A 26154-nucleotide genomic window follows, 5' to 3' on the forward strand; every position below is an offset into this window, starting at 1 on the left:
GGTGCGTTTTCAGGCCGCTGCGGGAGTCGCCACCGTCGCCGCATGGCCGCCGGTAGCGGCCGTCATGATCAGCTCCTGGGTCGCGCCGGCCGCCTCGAAAATGCCGTTCTGCCTGCCCTGGTGCATCACCAGAATGCGATCGCTCATGGCCAGCACTTCCGGCAATTCCGACGACACCATCACGATCGCCACGCCCTGCGACGCGAGCTGGTTGATGATGGTGTAGATCTCGGCCTTGCCGCCCACATCCACGCCACGCGTCGGTTCGTCGAGCAGCAGCACCTTGGGCGGCTCGACGAGCCACTTGGCGAATACCACCTTCTGCTGATTGCCGCCGGAGAGCGACTTGACGTCCAGCTCCGCATCACGGGTGCGAATGCGTAGCTGCTTGATAAGATCGGCGACGGCCGCGCGTTCGGCGCCGTCGTTCACCACGCCGAAGCGGGCGTAGCGGTCCAGATGGACCAAGGTCGCGTTTTCGCGCACCGACATGCCGAGCACGAGGCCCTGGCTTTTGCGGTCTTCGGTGACAAAGCCGATGCCGGCGTCGATCGCACCCGACGCGTCGCGCACCTCGAGCGTGCGGCCATCGAGCGTCACGGTCCCCGCCGTCTTGCGGTTAAGGCCGAACAGCGTGCGCAGAATCTCGCTGCGGCCGGCGCCCATCAGGCCGGCCACGCCCAGCACTTCGCCGGCGCGCACGTCGAATGAAATGCCGGAGATGTTGCCGTCGTCGGCGAGGCCCGCTACCTTGAAGCGCACTTCACCCGGCGTCTGGGCGCGCTTCGGAAAGCGCTCGCCTAGCTCGCGGCCCACCATCAGGCGCACCACTTCGTCGAAACTGGTGTCCTGCACCGCGCGTTCGCCGACGAACTGGCCGTCGCGCAACACGCTGACCTTGTCGCAGATGCGGAAGATTTCTTCCATGCGGTGCGAGACGTACACCAGCGCGACGCCGCGCGCCTTCAGCGCGAGCATGATCTCGAACAGCGTCTCGATCTCGCGATGCGTGAGGGCCGCGGTCGGCTCGTCCATTACGAGCACGCGCGCATCGAGCGAGAGCGCCTTGGCGATTTCCACCAGTTGCTGCTGGCCGATCGAGAGGTGTCCGGCTTCGGCTTGCGGATCGATGCGCTCGGCGCCCACCATGTCGAGCCACTTGCGCGCCTGCTTGCGCATGGCCGCGGAATCCACCACGCCAAAGCGGCTCGGCTCGCGGCCAAGAAACAGGTTCTCCATCACCGACAACTGCGGAATCAGGTTCAATTCCTGGTGGATGATGGCGATGCCGGCGCGCTCGGCTTCAACGGTGTTGCGGATCGGCGTGGGCTTGCCGTCGATCAGGATCTCGCCCGCATCGGCCTGGTAGACGCCGCTCAGAATCTTCATGAGCGTCGACTTGCCCGCGCCGTTCTCGCCCATCAGCGCGTGAATTTCACCGGCGCCGAGATTGAATTCGACACCGTCGAGCACGCGCACCGGCCCGAACGCCTTGCCGATGCCCCGCATGGTCACTTGCATGACACGCCTCTCTCAAGAAAACGCCGGGGCGCTCAAAATATCACGCCCGAGTGCAGGATCACGTTCGCGTACGGACTGCACTCGCCCGTGCGGATCACCGCTTTGGCCTGCTGGCAGAGGCGCTTGAAGGTCTCGTGCGGCACCTCGTCGACGGCAACCTGGGCGTCGCGCAGTTGCGCCATGCGTGCGACCACCGCGGCGTTGTGCGTGAGGCTCTCGCTCGCGAACACGGCACGCTCCACCTTGAAGTCGGCCAGCACGCTGTCCAGCACGTCGAAGAAGCCGGGCACGCCGAGGGTCAGCGAGACGTCGATGCATTCGACGCCGTCGGGAATCGGCAGGCCGCAGTCGGCGATCACGACGCTGTCGGTATGGCCCATGCCGGCCAGCACGCGTGCGATGTCGCGATTCAGGTGTCCGAGTCTTTTCATGCTTGAGCCTTCAGAAACTGTTCGAGTTCGGCGAGCGTGGGCATGCCGCCCTGCGCGCCCGCACGGGTCACCGACAAGGCGCCGGCTGCATTGGCGCGGCGCATGGCTTCGTCCGCACCGAGATGCCAGAACGCGGCGAGCGCGCCGTTGAAGGTATCGCCCGCGCCGGTGGTATCCACAGCGGTCACGCTGAAGCCGGCCTGGTGCAGTAGTTCGCCGTCCGCACGCGTGGTGTAGGCGCCGTCCTCGCCATGCGTCATCGCAATCCGGCCCGGCATGCGCTTGAGCACCTCGGCCCAGTCGGTACCGGCGGTTTGCAAGGCGGTCGCCAGTTCGTGCTCGTTGGGCGTCAGCAAGGTTGTCAGCGCAACCAGTTCGGCGGGCAAGGCGACGGCGGGCGCCGGATTGAGAAAGAACGGCTTGCCGAGACGGTGCGCGAGTTGCGCGGCATGCAGGACCGTGGCGAGCGGCACTTCCAGTTGCGCGAGTACGACGTCGGCCCCGGCAAACGCTTCGTGAGCGCGGTCGAGATCGGCCGGCGAGAGTTCGTGGTTGGCGCCCGGCACGACGAGAATGGCGTTGTCGCCGCCGCACAGCGTGATCGCAGCCATGCCGGTGGCTTCGCGGCCGGTGGAGACCCAGCGCGTGTCGATGCCTTCGCGCTCGAGCGTCGCCTTCATCAGATCGCCGAACGCATCCGCGCCGACACAGCCGATCATCGTGACCTCGGCGCCGAGACGCGCCGCGGCCACCGCCTGGTTGGCACCCTTGCCACCGGGATAGGTGGCGAAGCGCTGGCCGAACAGCGTTTCCCCGAGCCGTGGAAACACCTCGGTCGCCACCACCATGTCCATGTTGATGCTGCCTACTACGACCACGCGTGCCATACCGCTCCTTCGGACATCCCAACCCGCGCCGGAACGCAGGGGTCAATTTTTGCCGTGCTAAAACGTAATCAGCTTTGGAGCGGATTTATACCAGAGCCGTTCGTCCGACGGAAGATGACCCAGGGTTTAACCCGATACGGGAGGGATGGGGCGTTGCCCGAGGCGCTGTGGAATCAGCACCGGCAAGCGCAGCAGGAAGCCGAAGAAAAGCCGCAAATGCATCCACGACAACAGCAGGTTGTCGCGCAGATAGTTGAAATGCGACACGCCGCCCTCGTCGGCGCGGAAATAGCGCACCGGGGCTTCGATCTGGATAGGTCGCACGCCTTCCCAGCACAGGCGCACGGCGGCTTCCGGATCGAAATCGAAGCGCCGCATCCAGACGTGACGGCTCATCACGTCGCGCAAAGGCACGACCGGGTACACGCGAAACCCGTACAACGAATCGCCGATGCCCGACCATAAGGTTTCGAGGTTGGCGCAGACGTTGGACAGGCGCCGCCCATAGACGCGCGCTTTCGGCGCCTTCGAGTCGAACTTCGGCAGGCCCAGCACCATCGCATCGGGCTGGGCTTGCGAAGCGGCCATGAAACGCGCGATCAGATTGGCCGGGTGCTGGCCGTCGGAATCCATCGTCAGGACATGCGTGAAACCGCGCCGCGCCGCTTCCTCCAGACCGGTCAGCACAGCCGCGCCCTTGCCCTGGTTGTGCGGCAGCACGATCACGTGCAAGCCGGCATCCTGCTCGGCCATGGCGAGCAGACGCTCAGTACTGCCATCCGTGCTGCCGTCGACGATCACCCAGACGGGGCTCCAGTGTTCACGCGCGCTACGCACGGTGTCATAGACTTTTTCACCGGGGTTGTAGCTCGGGATCAGAACCAGATGAGTCGACGATGGGCGGGTTGTACGCATGGGAACAGCAAATTGCATAGAAGTCTTAACGGGTTCGCCGGTGGCCGGCAGAGGTTCGCGCAGGGCCTTCATCGCGACACCATCTGCGTCTCGGCCGCTTCGCCAGGCGCCTCGCGCAGATTGCGCCGGCGCGCGCGCCAGGCCTGCCAGGTGCGCGGCGCGTTGAGCAGCACCGACACGTAGTACACGCCCTTGAACAGGCCGAGCGAACGCCAGATTGGCGTGTCTTCGAAGATGTCGCCCGCCAGCAGCGACAGCAGCGCCTCTTTCATGCGCAGCACGTTGCGCGGCGCCATGAAGAGCTCGCGCATGGCGGGCGACGTCATGCGGTAGATGAACCACGAGAACGCTTTCGGCCCATGCCGCAGGCGCTTGTCGAAGCGCGCGAGCGCCGCGTCGGCGCGGGCGGGATCGCGCAGGCAGACGTCGATCGCTTCGGCGCCGGCGAAGGCGCTTTGCATCGCCAGCATCACGCCGGATGAGAACACCGGATCGATGAATGCGAAGGCGTCGCCGAGCAGCAGGAAATTGCGTCCGTGCGTGAGCTCGCCGCTGTACGAATAGTTGCCCGTGGCGTGCACGTCGTGCACCCGCTCGGCATGCTTCAGGCGTTCGGCGAGCGGCGCGCACAGCGCGATGGTGTCGGCAAAGAAGTCCTCGACCGCGCGGCCTTTCGGACGGCTCTTCAGATAGTACGGCCACACCACGGCGCCGACGCTGGTCGTGCCGTCGGCGAGCGGAATGAACCAGAACCAGCCGTGCTCGAACCAGTACACGGTGATGTTGCCTTCGTGCTCGCCGGGGTTACGCTGCGCGCCGCGAAAGTGGCCGTACAGCGCGGAGCTGTTGTGCCTGTCGTTGCGGCGCTTGCTCTTGAACTGGTTCGCGAGCAGCGTGTCGCGGCCCGAGGCGTCCACCACGAAGCGCGCCCGCACCTGCTCCTCGCGGCCGTCTTCGTGTTGCGCGCGGATCACCGCGCCGGCGTCGTCCGGCAGAAACGCGACATCGCGCGCATGACAGCCCTCCACCACCTCGACGCCATGCGCGGCGGCATTGCGCAGCAGCAGATGATCGAGTTCCGAGCGGCGCACCTGGTAGGCGCCGGGCATCGATTTGTCCCACGCTTCGGCGAACAGAAAACGCTCCATCCGGTTGTCGTGCTGCGGCGAAACGAATTCGGCGCCGAGCTTGACCATGCCGATCGCCCTCACCTGCTCGCCCACGCCGAGGCGGTCGAAGAGCCGCAGATTGGCGGGCAACAACGACTCGCCGATATGAAAGCGCGGATGCCGTGCCTTTTCCAGCAGACGCACGCGGTAGCCGCGATCGGCGAGCAAGGTGCCGGCGCTCGAACCCGCGGGGCCGCCGCCGATCACCACGACGTCCCAGAGCGCGGCGTCCGTGTGGTCAGCGTGTTCAATGCGTTCAGGTGAGTCGGATTGAATTGCTTCGGCCATCGTTTTCCTCTGCATTGCTGACGTTACCCGCGGTGCGGTACGGTGCGGTGGCCGGCATTCCGGTGGCCGGCCATCCGGCCTTCCTGCGGTCCTGAGTTAAGAGCCACGCGCCCTCGCTGCGCCACCTCAGACGCACAACTTGTGCCTGACCTTTGCGCCTGGCATCGCCTGGTCCGGCCTCGCCTCGCTCGCCTCAGCCGAGACCGCCGTTGATCGACAACACCTGGCCCGTGACATAGGCAGCGGCGTCGGACACGAGGTACGCCACCATCGACGCCACCTCTTCCGGCTGGCCGGCACGCTGCGCGGGCACCAGTTGCTTGATCCGTTCAGGCGGAAAGGCCGCGCCGGCCATCGGCGAGTCGATGATGCCGGGCGCCACCGCATTCACGGTGATGCCACGCGACGCCAGTTCAAGCGAGAGCGATTTGGTCGCGCCGATCAAACCGGCCTTCGCCGCGGCATAGTTCACCTGGCCACGATTACCCATCACGCCGGCCACCGACGCCATGTTGACGATACGCCCCCAGCGGGTGCGGATCATCGGCATCAAAAGCGGCTGCGTCACGTTGAAAAAACCGTTCAGCGACACGTCGATCACGCTGCGCCATTGCTGCTGCGTCATGCCGGGCATCGGCGCGTCGTCGTGAATCCCTGCGTTGTTGATGAGGATCTGCACCGGCGCGCTTTCCAGCAGCACTTCCAGCGCCTGCTGGGTCGCCTCGGCATCGGTCACGTCGAAGGCAATGGCGTGCGCGGTGCCGCCTGCGGCGACGATCCGCTGTGCCGTGGCCTCGGCCTGCGCGAGGCCGCGATTGGCATGCACCCACACTTCGTGGCCTGCCTTGGCCAACGCTTCGCTGATGGCTTGACCCAACGCGCCGCTGCCCCCTGTCACAAGCGCTCGCATCGATTCTCCATTACTGAATGCTTTCGATTTTCACCGGGAACGCACAGACCGTGACGCTCCATGAGATGCGCGCCGGCCATCAGCGGACGCGATGCGCCTCCACATAGGCCGCGAGCGCGCCGAGCGTGGCGAAAATCTTCTGATTGTCCGGGTTGTCCGAACGCAGTTCGAAGCCGTACTTCTTCGAAATCAACAGCGCGATTTCAAGGATATCGATCGAGTCGAGCCCTAACCCGTCGCCGTACAACGGCGTATCGGCCGTGACGGTATCGAGTTGCACGTCTTCGAGATTCAATTCGCCGACGATCAGCGCGGCGAGCTCTTCTTCCAGTTTATTCATTGTCTTATGTGCCGGGATCCATGCCAATGGAAGGGGTGAGAGCGGCCAGTACCCGAGCCTTGCGCGAGCCCTGGCTGCGCGGCCTCCACCCCTGTCGGACCGGCAATCTGCCCGCTTTTCAAGATTGTAAGTCTGGGGCGATTCTAGACGAAGCCGTTGCGCCTCGTATACCCAGAAAGGGTTACACGACGTTTTGCCCTGCACGCGCGCCGCGTAAGGGTGCGAAAGGCGAAACCCGCCCTGCGCCTGAGTGGGGACGGTACGCTAGAATTGCGCCCGCCGCGCTCGCGACGCGCGGCCACACAAACAGTTACAAAACCGGTTGCGAACCCGGCGCGCCAGGGCGAGTCTGTTATCAGGTTCCGATCGGGAACAGAAAATGCGTGATACAGATATCGTCGGAGAACGGCGCGCTATTCATGTGATGAAAGAACCGGCGCTTCGGCTACGAACCGGCTTGGAAAAATTCCCCTATATGCAGCGTATCGACCTTATTCCTGATGTGTTCTGCGAGGCCTTCCACAGGGCGGCGTCCGGTGGAAAGCGGCCTGCGTTGTCCCCTGCATGGTCCCGTTACGCCGGAGGCGCGTCATGGCGCAGCTAAACCGTATCGTGCGTGGCGCGGCCACGGTCGGCGTGATCGCCGCCTGCGAGCTCGGCACGCACTACGCGGCCAGCACGCCGGGCGCCGAGGGTTTCGGCCTCGCCGTGGTGGTGGCTCCGCTGCTCCTGATCGCGCTCGCCGCGGCTGCCCGCACGCCGCAACGCGTCTGGCTGTTGCCGCTATGGGCGTGCGGCTGCGTCGCGCTATGGTTGGGACGCGCACCGCTCGTGCGTCACTTCGAATGGGGCGCGTATCTCGAACATCTGAGCATCAACCTCGTCATGGCGTTCGTGTTCGGCCGCACCTTGGCAGCCGGCCGCCAGCCGCTGTGCAGCCAGTTCGCCGCCGTGGTGCATGGCACGCTGACGCCGTCGGTCGCGCACTACACCCGCCAGATCACGGTCGCGTGGGCGGCGTTCTTTCTCGCCATCGCGGGCCTGTCGACGCTGCTGTTCGTCACGGCGCCACTGGTTGTATGGTCAACCTTCGCCAATTACATGACGCTGCCGCTGGTCGCGGTCATGTTCGTCGGGGAACATGCCTGGCGGCGCGTGGCGCTGCCCAATGTGCAGCGCTCCAGCATGATCGCCGCCGCCCGCGCTTACCGTCATACGATGCACGGCCGCGCCGAACGCGCACAATGAATTCAGGTTTAATCTCCGCACGGCGTCGAGCGACACCCGTGCGGACTCACAGCCACTGCTTCGACTGACGCTATGCCGAGCCTTCCTCTGCTGTTCCACTCGTCGTCCACCCAGACGATTGCCTGGCGCGACGGCTCGCCGGTCTCCGTGCGCGCGTTTCTCGCCGACGTGACACGTGTCGCGAAGGCGCTGCCCGAGGGCGGCCATGTGTTCAACATGTGCACCGACCGCTATCGTTTCGCGGTCGGCCTGTGCGCGACGCTGGTGGCCGGCAAGATCAGCCTGCTGCCTTCCGCGCATACGCCGGAAGCGGTGCGGCAACTGGCGTCGTTCGCACCGGACACGTTCTGTCTGCACGATAGCGCCCACTGCAGCGTCGAGTTGCCGCGTTTCTGTTTTCCTTCGGAGTCCGGTGAAGTTGATGCGCCCGCTCGCGTTCAAGCCGGCGCCGACGCCCATGCAGACACCCATGCCGATATCGCCGTGCCGCGGATCGACGCCGGGCAGGTCATGGCCTATCTGTTCACCTCCGGTTCGACCGGCGTGCCGGTGCCGCACGGCAAGAAGTGGGGCGATCTGGTCAAGTGCCTGCGCACCTCGGCGGCCCGCCTTGGGCTGAACGGGATGGGCGCCTGCACGCTGGTCGGCACCGTACCGCCGCAGCATATGTACGGCTTCGAGAACACGGTGTTGCTGGCGCTGATCGGCGGCTTCGCCTTCAGTAACGGGCAACCGTTTTACCCCGGCGATATCGCCGCGGAACTCGCCGCCGTTCCGCAACCGCGCGTGCTGGTGACCTCGCCGGTTCATCTGCGCGCGTTGATGATGTCGGGCCAGGCGTTGCCGCCGGTTTCGTTGATGGTGTCGGCGACCGCGCCGCTGGCGGCGGACCTGGCGCGCACCGCCGAGGCTCGCCTCGATGCGCCGCTGCTCGAGATCTACGGCAGTACGGAAAGCGGCCAGATCGCCACGCGCCGCACCGCGCAGCGAGCGGACTGGCGGCTCTATCCGGACATCCGACTGGAGACCCGGCGTCGGGCGAACGCCGGACACGCTGCGGATGCACCGAGCGACAAAACCGATGAGCCGGACGATGCCACCGTCTGGGTCTCCGGCGGCCATATCGAAGTGCCGGTGCCGATGGGCGACGCGCTCGAACTGCTCGACGCCGGCCATTTTCTGCTGCATGGCCGCAAGGGCGATCTCATCAATATCGCCGGCAAGCGGACCTCGCTCGGCTACCTGAATCATCAGTTGAACGAGATATCCGGCGTGGTCGATGGCGTGTTCTTCATGCCGGACGAGCCCGCCAGCGCCGACGCTACCACGCGACGCGGCGAGCATGTCACGCGTCTGCTGGCGTTCGTGGTGGCGCCGGACCTTGCGCCCGCCGATCTGCAGCGCGCGCTGCGCGAACGCATCGACGCGGCGTTCATGCCGCGCCCGTTGTTCTTCGTCGACGCGCTGCCGCGCAACGCCACCGGCAAGCTGCCGCGCGACGTCCTCACGCGCCTCGTCGAGCAACACGCGCGCGCGGCGTTGACCGCCACCACGCGCTCGGACGCCAATGCGCCGGCCAGCCCGATCGCGGCGCGCGCGGCAAGCTCGACCATAGAGCGGACGCTCGCCCCTTCGACAACCCGGCCGGCCACGCACCCCCTCACCTTCACGATCCCCGCCGACCACGCCGCCCTCCCCGGACACTTCCCCGGCCAGCCGATCGTGCCGGGCGTGGTGCTGCTCGACCATGCCATCAGCGCGATCGGCGCCGCGCTGAACCGTTCGCTCGACGCCTGCCGCCTCAGTTCCGCCAAGTTCCCGAGTCCGGCTGAAGCGGGCGCGCCGCTCGATCTCGTGTTCGAAACCACCGCCAGCGGCGCGATCCGCTTCACCGTCAGCGCAGGACAACGCGCGGTTGCCAGCGGCGTGCTGGCCGCACCCGAGCCGGTCGCGGAGACCGTGTCATGAAGCGGCCCGCCTGGACCCAGCGCGAGGAGCGCAGCAACCTGCCGATGATGCGCTTCATGACGTGGCTGTCGCTGCGCCTCGGCCGGCGCCTGAGCCGTATCGTGATTGCGCCGGCCAGCATCTATTTCGTGCTGTTTTCGCCGGCCGCCTGCAAGGCCTCGCGCGCCTACCTCACGCGTGCGCTAGGCCGGCCGGCGACCTGGCGCGATGTCTGGCGGCATATCGTGGCGTTCGGCGCGACCATCCACGACCGCATCTATCTGCTCAACGAACGCTTCGATCTGTTCGACCTGCGTCTGTCCGGCGAACAACTGATCAGCGCCACGCTTGCCGAAGGACACGGCGCGTTTCTGATCGGCGCACATCTGGGCAGCTTCGAAGTGGTGCGCGCGGTCGGCCGCACCCAGCCGAATCTGCGCGTGGCCGTCACCATGTACGAGGACAACGCTCGCCGTATCAATGCGATTCTCGCTTCCATCAATCCGGCCGCGAAACAGGACGTGATCGGGCTGGGCCAGGTCGATTCCATGCTGAAGGTGCGCGAGTATCTCGACAGCGGCAGCATGATCGGCATTCTCGCCGACCGCACCTTGCTGGGCGATGCGCGCGACTCGGTGCGCTGGGTCGATTTTCTCGGCAAGCCGGCCGCGTTTCCGCTCGGGCCGCTGCATATGGCGGCCATGCTTAGGCGTCCGGTGATCTTCATGACCGGCTTGTATCGCGGCGGCAACCGCTACGATATCCACTTCGAAACACTGGCGGATTTCTCGCAGGTCGAACGCAGCGAACGCGGCGCCGCAGTCGAGGCCGCCCTCGTGCGTTATGTCGCCTTGCTGGAGCAGCACTGCCGCGCGGCGCCCTATAACTGGTTCAACTATTTCGACTTCTGGCAAACCGAATCCGCCGCTGAAACAGCCGCTACGGCTGCCGGGGCCGCCGCTCGAAGCGGCGCTAAAGCGGTGACCGCCAGCGCGGATCTGACCACTCCCAGCAGGAACACCTGACGCATGATTGCCGCACGCCCACCGTCCCGTGAACCACTACCGTTGCGTCGCAAGGCTCGCGTGCTCGCCGCGCTCGTGACCCTCGTCGCAGCGGCCTTCGTCACGGACGTCACGGACATCGCAAACGCAGCGGACACCGCGCAAGCGGCCACTCCCGGCGCTTCCGGCTGGAATCTCGACCGCCTGATGTCCACGCTCGGCCAGAAGAAATCGGGGCATGCGAGCTTCGTGGAAACCAAGTACCTGTCGATCGCCACCGATCCTGTCACTTCCTCGGGCGAACTGGTGTTCACCGCACCCGACCATCTGGAAAAGCGCACCGACAATCCGAAGCCGGAAGACCTCGTGGTCGACGGCGACAAGCTGACCATCGCCCGTAACGGTCACAAGTACACGCTCGCGCTGACGCAGTATCCGGAGTTGTCGGCCTTTATCGAGAGCCTTCGCGCGACGCTGACGGGCAACCGCTTCGCGCTCGAGCAGGTGTACAAGGTGGCGGTCGCGGGCAGCGGCGACGACTGGACCTTGACGCTCACGCCGCTCGATGCGCGCATGCTGAAGACGGTCAGCACCATCACGCTGACCGGCACGCGCGACCTGCTGCATACGGTCGCGATCCAGCAGGCCGACGGCGATCATTCGCTGATGCGCCTGCAAAACGACGCGGCCCAGTGATGCGCGAGCCGCCTTCCGCCGGCACGTCACCGCGCGGCATCGGCCGGCCGCTGAGGCAGCGCGCTGTGCTGGTGTGGCTCGTGTTCCTGCTGGCGTGCGCCGTCATCATTAGCCGTACTACCTTTACCGCCGACCTGTCCGCGTTCCTGCCGCGCTCGCCGAGCGCCGGGCAGCGCGTGCTGGTCGACCAGTTGCGCGACGGCCTGGTGTCGCGGCTGATTCTGGTTGGCATCGAAGGCGGCGACCCCGCCGCACGGGCGACGCTCTCGCGCAATGTGGCGGCCGCCCTGCGCGGCGATGCGCAGTTCGCCTCGGTCAACAACGGCGAGCCGGTCAGCGAGGCGCGCGATCAGCAGTTCATCTTCGCGCATCGCTATATGCTGAGTCCGGCGGTGACGCCGCAGCGCTTTTCGGTCGACGGGCTGCATCAGGCGCTCGGCGACAGTCTCGATCTGCTGGGCTCGTCGGCGGGCATGTTCACCAAGGACCTGCTGCCGCACGATCCGACCGGCGAAGTCGCCGCGCTCGTCAACCGGCTCGACAGCGGCGCGCAGCCGTCGTCGCAGGACGGCGTGTGGGCCTCGCGCGACGGCAAGCGGGCGGTGCTGGTCGTGCAGACCGCGGGCGCGGGCTCCGACACCGATGCCCAGGCCCGTGCCATCGCCACCGTGCAGCACGCTTTCGATGCCGCTACGCACGCCCTGCCGAACCCCGCGTCCTACCATCTGCTGATGACCGGACCGGGCGTGTTTTCCGTCGAAACGCGCGACAACATCAAGCACGACGTCGCGCGGCTTTCCGCCGTCAGCCTCGCGCTGATCGTCGCGCTGCTGCTGGTGGTGTACCGCTCGCCTCTCACGCTCGTGCTCGGTTTGCTGCCGGTGCTGTCGGGCGTCGCAGCGGGGTTGGCTGCCGTCAGCCTCGCGTTCGGCACAGTGCATGGCATCACGCTCGGTTTCGGCACGACGCTGATCGGCGAAGCGGTGGATTATTCGATCTATCTGTTCGTGCAGTCCTCGCGTGTGCAGGCCCAAGGCACGACACTCGCCGCCGGTTCGTCGGCCACGCGCGGCGACCCTGCGCTGCGCGAATGGATTGCCCAGTACTGGCCGACCATCCGCCTCGGCGTGCTGACTTCGATCTGCGGTTTCGCCTCGATGCTGTTCTCCGGTTTTCCCGGTCTCGTGCAACTCGGGCTGTATTCGATCGCCGGTTTGACGACGGCCGCGCTCGTCACGCGCTTCGTGCTGCCGCATCTGCGCGGCGCCCGTTTTGCGATTCGCGACGTCGCCCCGCTCGGCGCGGCACTCGCGAGGATCACCGCCGCTGCGCCGCGCTTGCGCTGGCCGCTGGTGGCGTTGCTGGTGGCGTCGGTTGCCACGCTCGTGTTTCATCGCGGCCAGGTCTGGAGCCACGAACTCTCCGCGCTCAGTCCGGTGTCGCGCCAAAGCCTGGCGCTCGACGAAAGCCTGCGCGCCGATGTCGGCGCACCCGATGTGCGTTATCTGGTCGTGATCTCGGGCGCAAGCCAGGAAGCGGTGCTGGAAGGCGCAGAAAAGGTCTCGGCGCAATTGCAGCCGCTGGTGGACAAAGGCGTGCTGGCCGGGTTCGAAAGCCCTGCGCTTTACCTGCCGAGCGTGGCCGCGCAGCGTGCCCGCCTTGCCAGCCTGCCGTCCGCCGAGGTGCTCGCCACGCGCATGCGCGAGGCGGTCGCGAACCAGTCGATTGGCGTCAAGCCGGACGCTTTCGCCCCGTTCATCGCCGACGTTCAGGCGGCCCGCCAGCAACCGCTCTTGCAACGTGCGGATCTGCGCGGCACGTCCATGGCGCTTGCGGTCGACGCCTTGCTGACCGAACGCGCCGGCCGCTGGAGCGCGATGCTGTCGCTGCGTGCACCGGATAGCGCGCATCGCGCAGCACAGGCCGGCACGGCGAACGAACCCAGTCTCGACGCCGACACGATCCGCGCGGCCGTAGCCGGCGCACAAGTGCCGGACGCGCTCTTCGTCGACATGAAGGCCGAAGCCGATCGTCTCTACATCAACTACGTGCGCGAGGACATCCACCTGTCGCTGGCCGGGCTCGGCGCGATCGTCGTACTGCTGCTGATCGCCTTGCGTTCGCCGCAGGCCGTGGTGCGCACGCTCGCCCCACTGATCGCCGCGGTGCTGGTGGTCTGTGCGGGGCTCGCGCTGGCAGGCGAACAACTGACGATTCTTCACCTGATCGGCATGCTGCTGATCGTCGCGGTAGGGTCGAACTACGCGCTGTTTTTCAACCAGCCGAACCATGGGTCGAGCGGTGTACCCAGCATCGCGCCGCAGACGCTCGTCTCGCTGCTGATCGCCAATCTGGCGACGGTGGCCGGCTTCGGGCTGCTGGCGTTGGCACGTGTGCCGCTGCTCAAGGCGTTCGGTCTGACGGTGGGTCCGGGTGCGATTCTCGCCTTGCTGTTTTCGGCGATTCTCGCGCCGGCCATCACGCGTGCGACACGCGTGACACCGCCGGTGGCGACTGAGCAACGCAGCGGAGAGCGCGTATGAACTCGACGCCTCCTCACCTGCTTTCCGCTTCGCGCGCCACGCCGGCGGCACCCGGCACGGCACGGCGCTGGAAGCCGTCGCCGTTTATCAAGGGCTCGGCCGTGCTGCATGCCGGCGCGGCTGCCGCGGTCGTGCTGCAGCCCGCGCTATGGCCGTGGGCGGTGGGCAGCGTGGTCGCCTCGCATCTGGCGTTGACGGCGGCCGGACTGTGGCCGCGCAGCGCCTTGCTCGGCCTGAACTGGACGACGCTGCCGGAAAGCGCAGGCAGGCAGATCGCGCTCACCATCGACGACGGCCCGGACCCTGAAGTCACGCCGCGCGTGCTGGACCTGCTCGATCGCTACGATGCCCGCGCGACCTTCTTCTGCATCGGCGAGGCGGCTCGCCGCCATCCGCATTGCGTCGAAGCCATCGTCGCTCGCGGCCATGCGGTGGAGAACCACAGTCAGCGGCATCGTCATAACTTTTCCTTGCTGGGTCCGGCCGCATTGGCGCGCGAGATCGCCGCGGCGCAACAGACGCTCACCGAGATCGGCGGCGTGCGGCCGCTGTTTTTTCGCGCTCCGGCCGGCCTGCGCAATCCGTTTCTCGAACCGGTGCTGTGCCGGCTCGGGCTGCATCTGGCGAGCTGGACCCGGCGCGGCTTCGACACCCGCACCCGCGATGCCGCCGTGGTGACGCAGCGCCTGCTGCGCGGCCTCGCGCCGCGCGACATCCTGCTCGTGCACGACGGCCATCCGGCCCGCGACGCGCGCCATCGGCCAGTGGTGCTCGACGTGCTGCCGGCCGTACTCGACGCGGCCGCTGCCGCCCAGTTGCGCTGCACCACGTTGCGCGCGGCGATTGCGCCGGAGCTCGAAAGCGAGGTTCGCGGATGACGGTGCGCGCACGCCTTTTGCTACCATGGATAGATAGACTGTGGCGCTATCGCATCGAGCGCGTCAGCCCGCGCTGCGCTAGTCCACTGAACCGTAACAGGACTGAATCGTTGTGAAACCTCTTGTGCTCACGCACTTTACCGCCACGAGCTGTATCGGCCGCGGGCTCGACGCCACGCTCGAGGCGTTGCGCGCACAACGCAGCGGCCTCGCGCCGTGCGGCTTCGAACGCGCGACGCTCGACACGTGGATCGGCGAAGTGGATGACGTCGATGCCGAGCCGGTGTGCGCCGATCTGCACGACTTCGACTGCCGCAACAACCGGCTCGCGCAACTGGGCCTCGCGCAGGATGGCTTTGCCGAGGCGGTTGCCGCGACGGCGCGGCGTCATGGTGCGCAGCGCGTCGGCGTGTTCATCGGCACCAGCACTGCGGGCATTCTCGAAACCGAAAATGCCTACCGCCGACGCGATCCGCAAAGCGGCGCCCTGCCCGCCGGTTTCCACTACGCCGGGACACATAACCCCTATTCGTCGGCGGCGTTCGTGCGCGCCTTCTTCGGGCTGCAAGGACCGGCGTTCGTGATCTCCTCGGCCTGTTCTTCGGGCGCCAAGGTGTTCGCCTCGGCGCGCCGCATGCTGGCCGCTGGATTGATCGATGCCGCCGTGGTGGGCGGCGTCGATTCGCTTTGCCTCACCACGCTGTACGGCTTCAACTCGCTCGAGCTGCTGTCTCCCGCGCCCTGCAAACCGTTCGATACCCACCGCAGCGGTATTTCCATCGGCGAGGCGGCGGCGTTCGCGCTGCTCGAACGTGCGCCGGAGGCGAACGAGGCACCCTCGCCCGATGGGGCGATCCTGCTCGTCGGCATCGGCGAATCGAGCGACGCCTACCATATGTCGTCGCCGCATCCGGAAGGACTCGGTGCGCGCCTCGCGATGGAGCAGGCGCTCGCGAGCAGCGGCATCGACGCAGACGGAATCGACTACATCAACCTGCACGGCACGGCCACGCCGAGCAACGACGCCGCGGAAAGCTGCGCGGTCCAGGCCTTGTTCGACGCCACGCCGTGCAGCTCGACCAAGGGCGCAACCGGTCATACGCTTGGAGCCGCCGGGGCGCTCGAAGCCGTGATCGCCGCGCTCAGCTTGCGCGAGCAATGGCTGCCCGCCGGCATCAACACCACCGAAGCCGATCCGGCGCTCGGACTGAATTATCAGTTGACGGGTGGCCCCGCCAGGCTACGCACCATCCTCAGCAATTCGTTCGGTTTTGGCGGCACGAATTGCAGCCTGCTGTTCGCGCGTGCCGACCGCGCACTTCACGGAGGCGCGTCCCTATGATCGCCCTGCGTGCCTTTATCGAAAGCGTCGGCTTGCTCGGGCCTGGCCTGAACAACTGGGCCGAGGCGCAAGACCTGCTCGCCGGACGTGCGCCCTATGTGGCCGCGCGCGCCGTCGTTCCCGCGCCGGCCAGTCTGCCCGCCGCCGAGCGGCGCCGCACCGGCACGGGCGTCAAACTCGCGCTCGCGGTCGGTCATGAGGCGGTGGCGGCGAGCGGCCGCGATGCCGCGTCGCTCGCCACGGTGTTCGCCGCCTCGGGCGGCGACGGTCAGAACTGCCACGTCATCTGCGAGACGCTCGCGGGCGAAGACCGTGCGCTTTCGCCGACGCGATTTCACAACTCGGTTCATAACGCGCCGGCCGGCTACTGGAGCATCGCCACGCGGGCGATGGCGCCGTCCAACGTATTGAGCGCGTATGACGGCAGCTTTGCCGCGGGTCTGCTGGAAGCGCTCTGCCAGGTGGCGGTCGACGGCGTGCCCACCCTGCTGATCGCCTTCGATACCGACTACCCCGCGCCGATGCGCGAAGTGCGGCCGATCCCCGATGCCTTCGGCGTGGCGCTGGTGCTCGCGCCGACGCAAAGCGCGCACACGCTCGCGCGCATCGACGCCCGGCTCACCGACACGCCCGCGACCGTGCTCGCCGCGTCGGAGTTCGAAGCATTGCGGCTCGGCAATCCGGCTGCCCGCGCGCTGCCGTTGCTCGACGCGCTGGCGGCACACCACACGTCGAACGTGGTGCTCGACTATCTGCAGGACGTTCAGTTGCAACTCGACATTACGATGTCCGATGCAATGTCGAACCACTCGGGCGAATCCGCATCATGACGTCCAGCTTTCCGCTCTCGCCGCCGCTCGACCATGCGTGGATCGCCGCGCATATTCCGCATAGCGGCTCGATGTGCCTGCTCGACCAGGTGGTCGAATGGGATGCCGAGCATATCCGCTGCACGGCCACCAGTCATCGGGATCCGCACAATCCGCTGCGTGCGCAGGGACGTCTCGCGGCAGTGTGCGGCATCGAGTACGCCGCGCAGGCGATGGCCGTACACGGCGCGTTGCTCGGGGCTTCCCAGGACCGGCCGCGCGCGGGTTTTCTCGCCAGCGTGCGCGATGTCGAGGCGCAAGTCGCACGGCTCGACACGCTGGGCGGCCCGTTAAACGTCGAAGCCGAGCGTCTGAGCGGCAACGACAACAACATCCTCTACCGCTTTGCCTTGCGGTGTGACGAGCGTCTGCTGCTGACCGGCCGCGCCACCGTCATGCTCGATGCGAGCGGCGCTACCCTAACGGCCGCGCGTGCCTTGAGCCCCGGCCCTCACTTTGGATCTGTGTCATGAAGAAGTTCAGGCTGTCGCTCGTCACGCTGACGCTCGCCGCGCTTACGCCGCTGGCCCATGCGGACTTCGCCGAGGGGGCTCATCAGTTCAAAACCGATGTGAAGACCGCCGGCAAGGAAACGGGACACGCGATCGGCAATGCCGGCCATGCGGTTGCGCACGGCGCGAAGACGGCCGGTCATGCGGTGGCGCATGGCGCCAGGAGCGCGGGCCATGCGATTGCGAACGGCACGCGCAATGGCTACCACGCCACCAAGCGCTGGGTGAAGGAAAAGACGTAAGCGCCCCGTGCGCCTCAGCGCATATTCCCCGTATGTCCCAGCGAATAGCGCCCCGGTTGCGGCCACACCGTCAACCCGTGCGGCTCCATGCCGACCGGAATCGAATGCACGGCGCCTGTGGTGGTATCGATGGCGTACACCACGTCGTCGAAGCGGCCCGATAGCCACAGCACCTTGCCGTCCGCGCTGACGTTGCCCATGTCGGGACTGCCGCCGCCTGGAATCGGCCAGGTGACCAGCACCTTGCGCGTCGCGAAGTCGAGCACCGAGATGCTGCCCTTGCCATGCTTCGGCCCATGCACGCGATTCGAGCCGCGGTTCGAGATGTACAGCTTCGTGCCGTCGCGGCTCGGATACAGCCCATGCGTGCCGACGCCGGTCGGAATAAAGCCGATCTTCGTGAAGCTGTCGCCGTCCACCACGAACACGCCGTCGGCCATCATGTCGGCCACATAGAACACCTTGCCGTCCGGTGAAATGCGGATGTCCTGCGGCATGCCCTTCGCTTCGAGCTGCAGATAGCCCACCACCTTGCGGTTCACCAGATCGATCTTCGCCAGCTTGCCGCCGAACTCGCAGGTGAAGAGTGCGTATTTGCCGTCGATCGAAAAGTCCGCGTGGTTGATGCCCTTGCATTCCGGCACGTCGAGGTTCGACTTGAGCGCCATCGTATGGGCGTCGCGAAAGTCGAGCCGCGCACGGGCTTCGGCGACCACGATCGCTTCCTTGCCGTCGGGCGTGAAATACATGTTGTACGGGTCGTCGACCATCACCGCCTTGCCCGGCTTGCCGGTCTTCGGATCGATCGGCGTCAGGCTGCCGTCGGGCCGGCCCTCGGCGTTATTGGCCACCCACAGCGTCTGCAGATCCCAGGACGGCACGACGTGCTGCGGGCTCAGTCCCACCGGAAAGCGGTCGACCACCTTGAGCGTGGTTGGGTCGATCACGTAGACGTCGTTCGAGCGCAGGTTCGGCACATAGACCCGTTGCAAGGCGCCCGCCACCGCCGGGCTCATATGGTTGACGCCTGCTTCGCCGTACAGGTTGCTCGCGTTGACCACCGGCGGCATGCCTGGAACGGTCGTCACGGACGAGGCCGCGCGGGCCGGGTCCGTGATGATCGATAGACCCGCCAGAATCACGCCAACAGACGATGCGAGCCGCAGCCAGCGAGCGGAACGGTAAGCCATAGCGAAGACCTCCATGAGTGGATGACGCAGACGCAAACGGCGTGAGGCAAACGGCTTGGGGACGAGCGGCTGGCGGCGAGCGAGGCCATGCCGCATCGGCTCAGCGCCCTGCCGTGTCTTTCCTGATGGCGTCGACGGTTCTCGACACGATCGCATCGATTCCTAGCTGGCCGAGTTCCGCCGTCGCCCGACGCGGATCGCCGCCGTACACACCGTCTGCCGGCCCAAGCTTAGGACCACTGCGCAAGCGCTCGACGCGCACCATTTGCGGCGCGACCGCGAGCAGCAGCGCGGTATCCGCGAGTCCGGCGTGGGTGCCGATTTCGTCATCGTGAAAGCCATGCTGGCGCAGGATTTCCGAGTACCCGTCCGAACTGGTGCCGTAGTACTCCGGCGGCACGAAGGCCCGCGCCGGCGTGCCGGCCCATGACTTGTTCAACTGGGCGACGACACGCTTGACGTCGTTCTGATAGCCGCCATGGTCGCCGAGAAACACGATGTTCCTGAAGCCGTGCACCGCGAAGCTATTGGCCGCGGAGGCCAGCAGCTTTTCGAACACATCGTCGGGGATCGTGATGGTGCCGGGAAACTTCATGTGCGACGTCGGCGGCGCGTAGCCGCCCTCGGGCACGTAGGCGATGATCGGCGCCACAAGCGCATTGCCGAGCTGCTGGGCGATGCGCTGCGACAGCACGGCGACGCGCGCGTTGTGCTTGCCGAGCGCCACGTCGGGACCGCTCTGTTCGGTGCCGCCGATGGGAATGATGATGGTGGTCTTGCCCGCCACCACTTCGTCGCGCACTTCCGTCCAGGTCAGGTTTTCGAGGAATACGGTTTTCGGCGTTTGCGCGAAAGCGCTTTGTGTGGCGATCAGCAAGACGATCGACGCAACGACCGACGTAAATGAGCGCCGCGATGAAAAACGCATGACAGGTCCCATCCCGGAAGATTGACGACGCTGTGAGTATATCCGCCGCGTCCGCGCATGGAGATGCAATTGCTGGGTCGCCGAGGCACGGCAATGAGGCGCCTCGCCACGGGTTTTCCCTGGGCAATTTGCGGCCTCAAATCTTTCTTTTAGCTTTCTTTATTCTTTCGATTGCTGTTAAATGGCGTTCATCTTTAACGCCTGGAGACCTGTTTATGTCGCACTTCATGCAAAGCGCGTTGACCCTCGGGGGGTGCATCGGCGCATTCACGTTGATCGTCGCCATGATCGAGATGTTGTCGTGACGAGCTAGCGCGGGCACCTGAGCGCGAGCATCGTTCCCGGCAGATGAACATACTGCGTCACGACCATCGTGCTCGTTAAGCCGCGCTCGCCACCTTCAGCGCGTTGCATCGCGCCACGCGCTGAAGGCCATCGCAAGGATCAAAACAAAACTTAAAGCTCAAGGCTCAAGGCTCAAAGCACCGCCTCATACCGGCGACGGATTGCGTTCCGCAAACCCTTCCTGATGCCAATACGGATACGCGGGCCGCACTGCGCTCGCGGCATCGAGCTTCGCCATCTGCTCGGGCGTGAGATTCCAGCCCACCGCGCCGAGATTCTGCCGCAACTGTTCTTCATTGCGCGCGCCGATCAGCACGGTGGACACCGTAGGACGTTGCAGCAACCAGTTCAGCGCGATCTGCGGCACGGTCTTGCCGGTTTCGGCGGCGACTTCGTCGATCGCGTCGAGCACGCGGAACAGATACTCGTCCGGCACCGGCGGCCCCATGTCGGCGGTCTTGTGCAAGCGGCTCTTCTCCGGCAACGGTTGACCGCGTTTGAGCTTGCCGGTCAGACGCCCCCAGCCGAGCGGACTCCACACCACCGCCCCCACGCCCTGATCGAGACCGAGCGGCATCAACTCCCATTCGTAGTCGCGGCCCACCAGCGAGTAATACGCCTGGTTGGCGACATAGCGCGGATAGCCGTAGCGGTCCGCCACATCCTGCGACTTCTGCAGATGCCAGCCGGAAAAATTCGACACGCCGGTATAGCGGATCTTGCCGGCGCGCACGAGGTCGTCGAGCGTCGACAGCACTTCGGCCACGGGCGTTCTGGCATCGAAACCGTGCAACTGGAACAGGTCGATATAGTCGGTTTGCAGCCGCTTCAATGCGGCATCGACCGCCTGAATCAGGTGAAAGCGCGACGAGCCCACATTATTCGGCTCGTCGTTGAAACGGAAGGTGGCCTTGGTCGAGAGGATGACCTTGTCGCGCTTGCCCTTGATGGCCTCGCCGAGTACGGCTTCCGAGGAACCGCTCGAGTAGATGTCGGCGCTGTCGAACATCGAGACGCCCGCATCGAGGCAGATATCGATCAGGCGGCGCGCTTCGGCCACATCGGTGGCGCCCCACGCCTCGAAGAATTCGCCCTTGCCGCCGAAGGTCCCCGTGCCGAAACTGAGTACCGGGACCTTGAAACCGGACGCGCCCAAATATCTGTATTCCATTGAACATCCTCCATAAGGTTGCCACTGCGCAACGGGGCTTCAGTCTACGCGCGTCTTCGGGATCCTGTCGGCAGACGGGCAAGCCTCGGCCGCGCTGTAAAAAATGCCAGGCGGCGGCCAACTTTACCTGCCGGCTGCGTCATGCGGGGTGATGGCTTCGGCATCAGCCGCGGGGCGCCGGCCAGCGTTACTCGCAGCTCACCAGCGCATGCAGTTCGTCGATATTGAACGGCTTGGCGAGAATCGCCACGCCGATATGTCTGGCGCGTTCCAGTTCGTCGGCATAGCCGGTCATGAGGACGATCTTCTGCTTCGGCCAGGAGAGGCGCACCCGTTCGGCCAGATCGACACCGCTCAGCTTGCCGGGCATCTGCACGTCGGACAGCACCAGTTCGAAGGTCTCGCCGGCGCTCAACACATCGAGCGCGCGGTCGGCGGTGGCCTCGTGATGCACCTCGCAGCCGAAAGTCTCCAGCACCGCCGCGATGCCGGCGGCGACGTCCTCGTTGTCTTCCACCAGCAGCACCATGCCCTGCGAGGCCGAGCGCGCGTCGAGCGCCGCTTCGTCGACCACGCCCGCCACCGCCCTCGGCTCGCGGTAGCGCGGCAAATACAGGCGCACGGTCGTGCCGCTGCCCGGCACGCTGTCGATCTTCGCGGTGCCGCCCGACTGCTCGCACAGGGCAAGCACCTGGGCGAGCCCAAGGCCGGTGCCCGAGCCCTGCAGCTTGGTCGTGAAAAGCGGCTCGAAGGCGCGGCGCGCCACCGCTTCGGACATGCCCTCGCCGTCATCGGAACAGGAGATCAGCACGTATTCGCCGTCCGGCAACAGCGTGTCGCTCGATACCAGCCGGGTGTTCTGGCAACGAATCACGAAGCGGCCGCCGCGCGGCATGGCATCGCGCGCGTTGACCGCGAGGTTCATGAGAGCGAATTCGAGTTCCGTGGGATCGGCCAGCACGCGCCAGCTATCCACCACGACGCTGACGCTGACCTGCACCTTGTCGCCCACGGCCGCGTCGATCAAGGTGCCCGCGCCGGGCAGCCACTTCGCCAGATCGATCGGCTCCTGCTTGAGCGGCTGTTTCCTCGCCACGCTCAACAGGCGCCGCGTCAACGCTTCCGCGGTGGCGGTGGCGCGCTCCACCGCCATGACCTCGGGCTCGACGTGATTGAAGTGCTTGTGACGCGCCAGTTGCATGTTGGCCGAGACGACCATCAGCAGATTGTTGAAGTCGTGCGCGATATTGGCGACCAGATTGCCGAGCGCGCCCATGCGCTGCAACTGACGGGTCGACGCCTCCGCGGACAGACGCATCGCCACTTCGCCCTGCCAGCGCTCCCAGGCGAGACGCTCGGTCTCGAGCTGGCGCAGCGAGAAGAACACCAGCAGCCAGACGGCGATGCACGGCAGCACCGTGATCGCGGCAATCAGCACGAAGTGGCGCCACCACTGCTGGAAAATCGCGTTGGTGGCGTACGCGCTCATCACATAGAGCGGATAGTCGCCGACCCGCCTGAAGGCCAGCAGCCGCTCCACGCCGTCGACGCTCGAGGTCATGCGGACATGGCCGAACAGTTCCTTGTCGCGCAGTGCGTTTGTGAACGGCGTATGCGCGAGCGGTTCCGTACCCGGCGGCCAGCCTGGATAGCGCACCAGCAACTGGCCGTCCTGGCGGTACAGGCCGAGCGCGAGCGACGGGTCGCCGCCCGTCAGGTCAGCGTAAAAGCGCGAGAAATAATCGCTGCGCAAGGCAATCGAGACCACGCCGAGAAAGCGGCCGTCCGCCGCCGAGCGGCCGAGCGTCGTGTTGAAGACATCGGTCTGCGAGACCGGCCCGTACATCGGCAGGGAAAAGTAAGCTTCGGGACGGATGGCTTTGGCTCTGACGAAATCGTCGCGCGTGGCGTTCGAGATGGCCGGCACCGGATAGGCCCGGCTGTTGACCAGCAGCTTGCCGTCCGCGCCGAACACCGCGATGGCGGCGACCTGCGGAAAGTCGCCGCCGATCACCCGCAGCCGCTGATGCAGCTCGGCCTCGTGGGCGCGGATGGCGGCGTCGTCATCGCCGCCGAGCAGTTCGAGGATGCGGGCGCTGATCTGCTGGTTGAGGTCCAGCACCTTGACTGCCTGTTCGTCGGTCACGCGGGCGAGGCGGTCGATCATGTCGTCCGAGTCGGCGATGCGGCGCTGATAGTCGAGGTAACCGTAGCCCACCAGGCAGGCGAGCGGAAACAGGATCGACGCGGCCAGCACCACCAGCAGGATGCGCCGCGTCGCAGCAAAGTTGCGCAACGGCAGCGGTAAGTCCACGACGGCGCGCTCCGCGTGTTGCACGTGACGATCTCCTGCCAGGGTAGATGGATTCAGTGTAGGCCGCTCCGGATCATCTGCACGCGACGTGCCTGATCGGCGCGGCGGGCCGGTTTCGGTTTCGCCTGACTGTACGACAGGCCGCGCATCTGCACAAACAGATGGCGTGAACGGCCGGTTCAATGGCGTGGCGCTGCGAGGCTAAAGCGGCTTTGGTCCGTGATTGCCCTGGGTTGGGCTGGGGTTGGGCTGGGGTTGGCCTGTCGTTCGGGGTTCCACGACCCACTCGCCAGATTGCCCGGCACTACGATCGCTATCGCACGGGGGCGCGGGGCACGCTTGCCTGAAAGCGGGCTCAGGCGGCGAGGTCGTCGACTGCGCGCTCGGGTTCCGCCGGCGTCGGATTCTGGACCTGAGCCGGCGCGGCGATCCTGCAGCACGCGTTCAGCATGTCGCGCATCGAGGTGGCGTAGCAGTCTGCGCCGATGGCCTCCTGCAGGTCTTCGCTCCACGTTTCCGGTTGCCCTTGCGGCCACAGGCCGACAATGATCGCCGCATGCGGCAGGCGCTGCCGCATGCGCTTGACGAGGTAGCGCAAATGCGAAGGAATGCCTTCGATGCGCAGATAGAACAGGCACACGATCGTCACCGACGTTGTATCGAGCGTGTCGATCGCCGTGCGCGAAACCGCTTCGTGCGGCAGCGAGCGGCCATCCAGAGCGTGCTTGCCAAGCAATTGCAGAAACACATTGGTGGCCAGTTGATCGAGCGGGCCGCGTCCGGCAATGCACAGCACGTGATGTCCCGCTCGATTGAGCGCGGCGCGTTCATAGGCGCGTTGATCGTCGGTGCGCTGCGCTGCTTCGTCCGCCGTGGGCGATACCGCGTTCACGCCAGGCGTATCCACGCCGGGCATATCCGCGCCGGGCGGCTCCACGGCGGCCCAGTTGTCCTCCGGTTTTTCAGTCGCCGGGTCATGGTCGGGGTAAGCGTCGAGCCCTTCGATCAGGTCGTTCGTGGCGGACTCGATCCGTGCGAGCTGCGTCGCGGTCACGCTGCCGCGTTGCACATCGTTGGCGGCCAGTTGCAAGCCCTTGAGCGCGACCTCGTCGTAATACGCGCATAACGAACGCTCGCGCAGCAGGATCTCGGCTTGCGCGAGCGCTTCGTCGGGGTCGCCCGCCAGCGCGCGCTGGTAGAAGTTTTCGATAGGCGTGAGCGCGGGCTGGTCGCCCAGCAGCACGTCGAGAAACTCGAGCCGCCGCACATGGCGGCCCAGCACCAGCAGGCATAGCGTGAGCGGCGTCGAAAGGATCAGGCCGATCGGCCCCCAGATCCAGCTCCAGAAGATCGCGGCCACCACCACCGAAAACGGCGAAAGCCCCGTGCTATGCCCGTAAAGCAGCGGCTCGACCACCTGCCCGACCACCAGTTCCACGCTGACGAAGAGCGCCAGCGATCCGATCGCCATCGACCATCCGGGGCTCACCGCTGCCGCCAGCGCGGTGGCGAGCAGCGCCGAAATCCAGATGCCGACATAGGGCACGAGCCGCAGCAGCGCGGCCATGATGCCCCACAGGATGGGACTCGGCACACCGACGATGTACAGGCCGATGCCGATCACCACGCCCACGCCGGCATTCACGCCAAGCTGCGAAACGAAATAGCGGCTCAGGCGCCGCGCGGCCTCGTCCATCACCGTGGTGGTGCGATGCAGGTCGCGCGAGCCGAACAGGCGAATCGCCCGGTCGCGCAGATCGTCGCGTTGCAGCAGGATGACGATGGTGACGACGAACACAATAAACGCGGTTTCGAGCGGACTGACGGCGGGCGACAGGAAGCGCCGCGCCAGTTCGAACGGCGTGGGCACCGGCTCGCGTACGATCACCGGCATGGCGTCGGGGACGCTCGCCTCGGACGATGGCGCGACCTCGCTGTGCGAGGTCGAAGGCGACGCCGCGGCCGGCGGCTGCGGCTCGATGGTCACGCGCTGCAATGCCTGGCCGGCGACGCCCATCAAGCGGTCGAGCTTGCCGACGGTGAGATTGTGCGCGGTGTCGAACTTGCGCTCGATGGTGGCCTGATAACGCGGACCGTTGGTGACGAGTTCGGTGAGCTGCGTGCCGATCACGCTGCCGAGCAGCACGATGACCGAGACCGACAACAGCACCGCGGCGAACACCGAAGCGACGTGCCCGAAGCGGATGCGCAGCAGAAAATCCGCCAGCGGCGCGACCAGAAAACTGAGCATGATCGCGAGCGTAATCGGAATCAGGACGTCGCGCGCGAAGTAAAGCGCGGCCACCGCCAGCACGCCGACCGCGAGCGTGATCAGCCCCTCGACGCCCAGCGCGGCACTTGGCGCGGCGATGCGCGTCGCGGTTCGCGTCAGGCGTGGATCGTCGAAGTCTTTCATGGAGGGCGTGAGTCCGGTTGCGTTCGATGGCCTGCGGTGGGCGTCGCC

At 66.2% G+C, this 26154-nt stretch carries 22 protein-coding genes; 10 read left to right on the forward strand and 12 right to left on the reverse strand.

The window, feature by feature from the left end; all coding sequences use genetic code 11:
• Nucleotides 1-9 precede the first annotated feature (9 nt).
• The 7 genes from P3T42_RS01875 to P3T42_RS01905 all read right to left on the reverse strand — a co-directional run bounded on the left by P3T42_RS01875 (nt 10) and on the right by P3T42_RS01905 (nt 6479).
• On the reverse strand, nt 10-1521 hold the full coding sequence (locus P3T42_RS01875) for a sugar ABC transporter ATP-binding protein (RefSeq protein WP_429305011.1): 1512 nt from the start codon (nt 1519-1521) through the stop codon (nt 10-12).
• Between the two features lie 32 nt (nt 1522-1553).
• Nucleotides 1554-1952 carry a D-ribose pyranase gene (gene rbsD, locus P3T42_RS01880; protein ID WP_074298979.1) on the reverse strand — a complete coding sequence of 133 codons (399 nt, stop codon included), beginning with the start codon at nt 1950-1952 and terminating at the stop codon, nt 1554-1556.
• The gene (rbsK, locus tag P3T42_RS01885; protein WP_074298978.1) at nt 1949-2839 is read right to left on the reverse strand and encodes a ribokinase; all 891 of its coding nucleotides are present in this window, start codon (nt 2837-2839) and stop codon (nt 1949-1951) included. Before rbsK ends, rbsD begins: the two co-directional genes overlap by 4 nt.
• 126 nt (nt 2840-2965) lie before the next feature.
• Nucleotides 2966-3754, reverse strand: coding sequence for a glycosyltransferase family 2 protein (locus tag P3T42_RS01890; protein ID WP_074301613.1), 789 nt, complete (start codon nt 3752-3754; stop codon nt 2966-2968).
• 68 nt (nt 3755-3822) lie between these two features.
• Nucleotides 3823-5211 carry an NAD(P)/FAD-dependent oxidoreductase gene (locus tag P3T42_RS01895; RefSeq protein WP_429305012.1) on the reverse strand — a complete coding sequence of 463 codons (1389 nt, stop codon included), beginning with the start codon at nt 5209-5211 and terminating at the stop codon, nt 3823-3825.
• 193 nt (nt 5212-5404) lie between these two features.
• The gene (gene fabG / locus P3T42_RS01900) at nt 5405-6121 is read right to left on the reverse strand and encodes a 3-oxoacyl-ACP reductase FabG (protein ID WP_429305013.1); all 717 of its coding nucleotides are present in this window, start codon (nt 6119-6121) and stop codon (nt 5405-5407) included.
• 79 nt (nt 6122-6200) lie between these two features.
• Complete coding sequence (locus P3T42_RS01905) at nt 6201-6479, reverse strand: phosphopantetheine-binding protein (RefSeq protein WP_290439582.1); 279 nt, start codon at nt 6477-6479, stop codon at nt 6201-6203.
• A 573-nt stretch (nt 6480-7052) separates the two neighbouring features.
• On the opposite strand from P3T42_RS01905, the gene P3T42_RS01910 reads away from it, so the two are divergent.
• The 10 genes from P3T42_RS01910 to P3T42_RS01955 all read left to right on the forward strand — a co-directional run bounded on the left by P3T42_RS01910 (nt 7053) and on the right by P3T42_RS01955 (nt 17742).
• Nucleotides 7053-7709, forward strand: coding sequence for a hypothetical protein (locus P3T42_RS01910; protein ID WP_429305014.1), 657 nt, complete (start codon nt 7053-7055; stop codon nt 7707-7709).
• 72 nt (nt 7710-7781) lie between these two features.
• Complete coding sequence (locus P3T42_RS01915; protein WP_429305015.1) at nt 7782-9677, forward strand: AMP-binding protein; 1896 nt, start codon at nt 7782-7784, stop codon at nt 9675-9677.
• A complete protein-coding gene (locus P3T42_RS01920; RefSeq protein ID WP_429305016.1) occupies nt 9674-10681 on the forward strand; it encodes an acyl-CoA synthetase in 1008 nt (335 codons plus the stop codon). The genes P3T42_RS01915 and P3T42_RS01920 overlap by 4 nt, the downstream gene beginning before the upstream one ends.
• A 3-nt stretch (nt 10682-10684) precedes the next feature.
• Nucleotides 10685-11356 (forward strand): outer membrane lipoprotein carrier protein LolA, encoded by a 672-nt coding sequence (locus P3T42_RS01925; protein WP_429305017.1) that lies wholly within the window; start codon nt 10685-10687, stop codon nt 11354-11356.
• The gene (locus P3T42_RS01930; protein ID WP_429305018.1) at nt 11356-13899 is read left to right on the forward strand and encodes an MMPL family transporter; all 2544 of its coding nucleotides are present in this window, start codon (nt 11356-11358) and stop codon (nt 13897-13899) included. Before P3T42_RS01925 ends, P3T42_RS01930 begins: the two co-directional genes overlap by 1 nt.
• Entirely contained in the window at nt 13896-14777 is an 882-nt protein-coding gene (locus P3T42_RS01935; RefSeq protein ID WP_074298960.1) for a polysaccharide deacetylase family protein, read from the forward strand. The genes P3T42_RS01930 and P3T42_RS01935 overlap by 4 nt, the downstream gene beginning before the upstream one ends.
• Before the next feature lie 112 nt (nt 14778-14889).
• Nucleotides 14890-16119 carry a beta-ketoacyl-[acyl-carrier-protein] synthase family protein gene (locus tag P3T42_RS01940; protein ID WP_429305019.1) on the forward strand — a complete coding sequence of 410 codons (1230 nt, stop codon included), beginning with the start codon at nt 14890-14892 and terminating at the stop codon, nt 16117-16119.
• Nucleotides 16116-16949, forward strand: coding sequence for a beta-ketoacyl synthase chain length factor (locus P3T42_RS01945; protein WP_429305020.1), 834 nt, complete (start codon nt 16116-16118; stop codon nt 16947-16949). The genes P3T42_RS01940 and P3T42_RS01945 overlap by 4 nt, the downstream gene beginning before the upstream one ends.
• Nucleotides 16946-17461, forward strand: coding sequence for a hotdog family protein (locus P3T42_RS01950; RefSeq protein WP_074298954.1), 516 nt, complete (start codon nt 16946-16948; stop codon nt 17459-17461). Before P3T42_RS01945 ends, P3T42_RS01950 begins: the two co-directional genes overlap by 4 nt.
• Nucleotides 17458-17742 carry a hypothetical protein gene (locus P3T42_RS01955; RefSeq protein ID WP_074298951.1) on the forward strand — a complete coding sequence of 95 codons (285 nt, stop codon included), beginning with the start codon at nt 17458-17460 and terminating at the stop codon, nt 17740-17742. The genes P3T42_RS01950 and P3T42_RS01955 overlap by 4 nt, the downstream gene beginning before the upstream one ends.
• A 14-nt stretch (nt 17743-17756) precedes the next feature.
• On the opposite strand, the gene P3T42_RS01960 is transcribed toward P3T42_RS01955, so the two are convergent.
• From P3T42_RS01960 to P3T42_RS01980, 5 genes are all read right to left on the reverse strand, one after another.
• The gene (locus P3T42_RS01960) at nt 17757-18932 is read right to left on the reverse strand and encodes a hypothetical protein (RefSeq protein WP_429305021.1); all 1176 of its coding nucleotides are present in this window, start codon (nt 18930-18932) and stop codon (nt 17757-17759) included.
• Nucleotides 18933-19032: 100 nt separating this feature from the next.
• Complete coding sequence (locus P3T42_RS01965) at nt 19033-19860, reverse strand: creatininase family protein (RefSeq protein WP_429305022.1); 828 nt, start codon at nt 19858-19860, stop codon at nt 19033-19035.
• 490 nt (nt 19861-20350) lie between these two features.
• The gene (locus P3T42_RS01970) at nt 20351-21376 is read right to left on the reverse strand and encodes an aldo/keto reductase (protein WP_429305023.1); all 1026 of its coding nucleotides are present in this window, start codon (nt 21374-21376) and stop codon (nt 20351-20353) included.
• Nucleotides 21377-21563: 187 nt separating this feature from the next.
• On the reverse strand, nt 21564-23714 hold the full coding sequence (locus P3T42_RS01975; protein ID WP_429305024.1) for an ATP-binding protein: 2151 nt from the start codon (nt 23712-23714) through the stop codon (nt 21564-21566).
• Between the two features lie 331 nt (nt 23715-24045).
• Nucleotides 24046-26106 (reverse strand): AI-2E family transporter, encoded by a 2061-nt coding sequence (locus P3T42_RS01980; RefSeq protein WP_429305025.1) that lies wholly within the window; start codon nt 26104-26106, stop codon nt 24046-24048.
• Nucleotides 26107-26154: the final 48 nt, after the last annotated feature.

This window comes from Paraburkholderia sp. GAS38 (assembly GCF_050434965.1).
In the GTDB taxonomy this organism is placed as follows: Bacteria; Pseudomonadota; Gammaproteobacteria; order Burkholderiales; family Burkholderiaceae; genus Paraburkholderia; species Paraburkholderia phenazinium_A.

What these genes read in the sequence shown, in the direction of transcription:
- P3T42_RS01875 (WP_429305011.1), bottom strand. Translation starts at nt 1,521, where the DNA reads ATGCAAGTGACCATGCGGGGCATCGGCAAGGCGTTCGGGCCGGTGCGC.
- rbsD (WP_074298979.1), bottom strand. Translation starts at nt 1,952, where the DNA reads ATGAAAAGACTCGGACACCTGAATCGCGACATCGCACGCGTGCTGGCC.
- rbsK (WP_074298978.1), bottom strand. Translation starts at nt 2,839, where the DNA reads ATGGCACGCGTGGTCGTAGTAGGCAGCATCAACATGGACATGGTGGTG.
- P3T42_RS01890 (WP_074301613.1), bottom strand. Translation starts at nt 3,754, where the DNA reads ATGCGTACAACCCGCCCATCGTCGACTCATCTGGTTCTGATCCCGAGC.
- P3T42_RS01895 (WP_429305012.1), bottom strand. Translation starts at nt 5,211, where the DNA reads ATGGCCGAAGCAATTCAATCCGACTCACCTGAACGCATTGAACACGCT.
- fabG (WP_429305013.1), bottom strand. Translation starts at nt 6,121, where the DNA reads ATGCGAGCGCTTGTGACAGGGGGCAGCGGCGCGTTGGGTCAAGCCATC.
- P3T42_RS01910 (WP_429305014.1), top strand. Translation starts at nt 7,053, where the DNA reads ATGGCGCAGCTAAACCGTATCGTGCGTGGCGCGGCCACGGTCGGCGTG.
- P3T42_RS01915 (WP_429305015.1), top strand. Translation starts at nt 7,782, where the DNA reads ATGCCGAGCCTTCCTCTGCTGTTCCACTCGTCGTCCACCCAGACGATT.
- P3T42_RS01920 (WP_429305016.1), top strand. Translation starts at nt 9,674, where the DNA reads ATGAAGCGGCCCGCCTGGACCCAGCGCGAGGAGCGCAGCAACCTGCCG.
- P3T42_RS01925 (WP_429305017.1), top strand. Translation starts at nt 10,685, where the DNA reads ATGATTGCCGCACGCCCACCGTCCCGTGAACCACTACCGTTGCGTCGC.
- P3T42_RS01930 (WP_429305018.1), top strand. Translation starts at nt 11,356, where the DNA reads ATGCGCGAGCCGCCTTCCGCCGGCACGTCACCGCGCGGCATCGGCCGG.
- P3T42_RS01935 (WP_074298960.1), top strand. Translation starts at nt 13,896, where the DNA reads ATGAACTCGACGCCTCCTCACCTGCTTTCCGCTTCGCGCGCCACGCCG.
- P3T42_RS01945 (WP_429305020.1), top strand. Translation starts at nt 16,116, where the DNA reads ATGATCGCCCTGCGTGCCTTTATCGAAAGCGTCGGCTTGCTCGGGCCT.
- P3T42_RS01950 (WP_074298954.1), top strand. Translation starts at nt 16,946, where the DNA reads ATGACGTCCAGCTTTCCGCTCTCGCCGCCGCTCGACCATGCGTGGATC.
- P3T42_RS01955 (WP_074298951.1), top strand. Translation starts at nt 17,458, where the DNA reads ATGAAGAAGTTCAGGCTGTCGCTCGTCACGCTGACGCTCGCCGCGCTT.
- P3T42_RS01960 (WP_429305021.1), bottom strand. Translation starts at nt 18,932, where the DNA reads ATGGCTTACCGTTCCGCTCGCTGGCTGCGGCTCGCATCGTCTGTTGGC.
- P3T42_RS01965 (WP_429305022.1), bottom strand. Translation starts at nt 19,860, where the DNA reads ATGCGTTTTTCATCGCGGCGCTCATTTACGTCGGTCGTTGCGTCGATC.
- P3T42_RS01970 (WP_429305023.1), bottom strand. Translation starts at nt 21,376, where the DNA reads ATGGAATACAGATATTTGGGCGCGTCCGGTTTCAAGGTCCCGGTACTC.
- P3T42_RS01980 (WP_429305025.1), bottom strand. Translation starts at nt 26,106, where the DNA reads ATGAAAGACTTCGACGATCCACGCCTGACGCGAACCGCGACGCGCATC.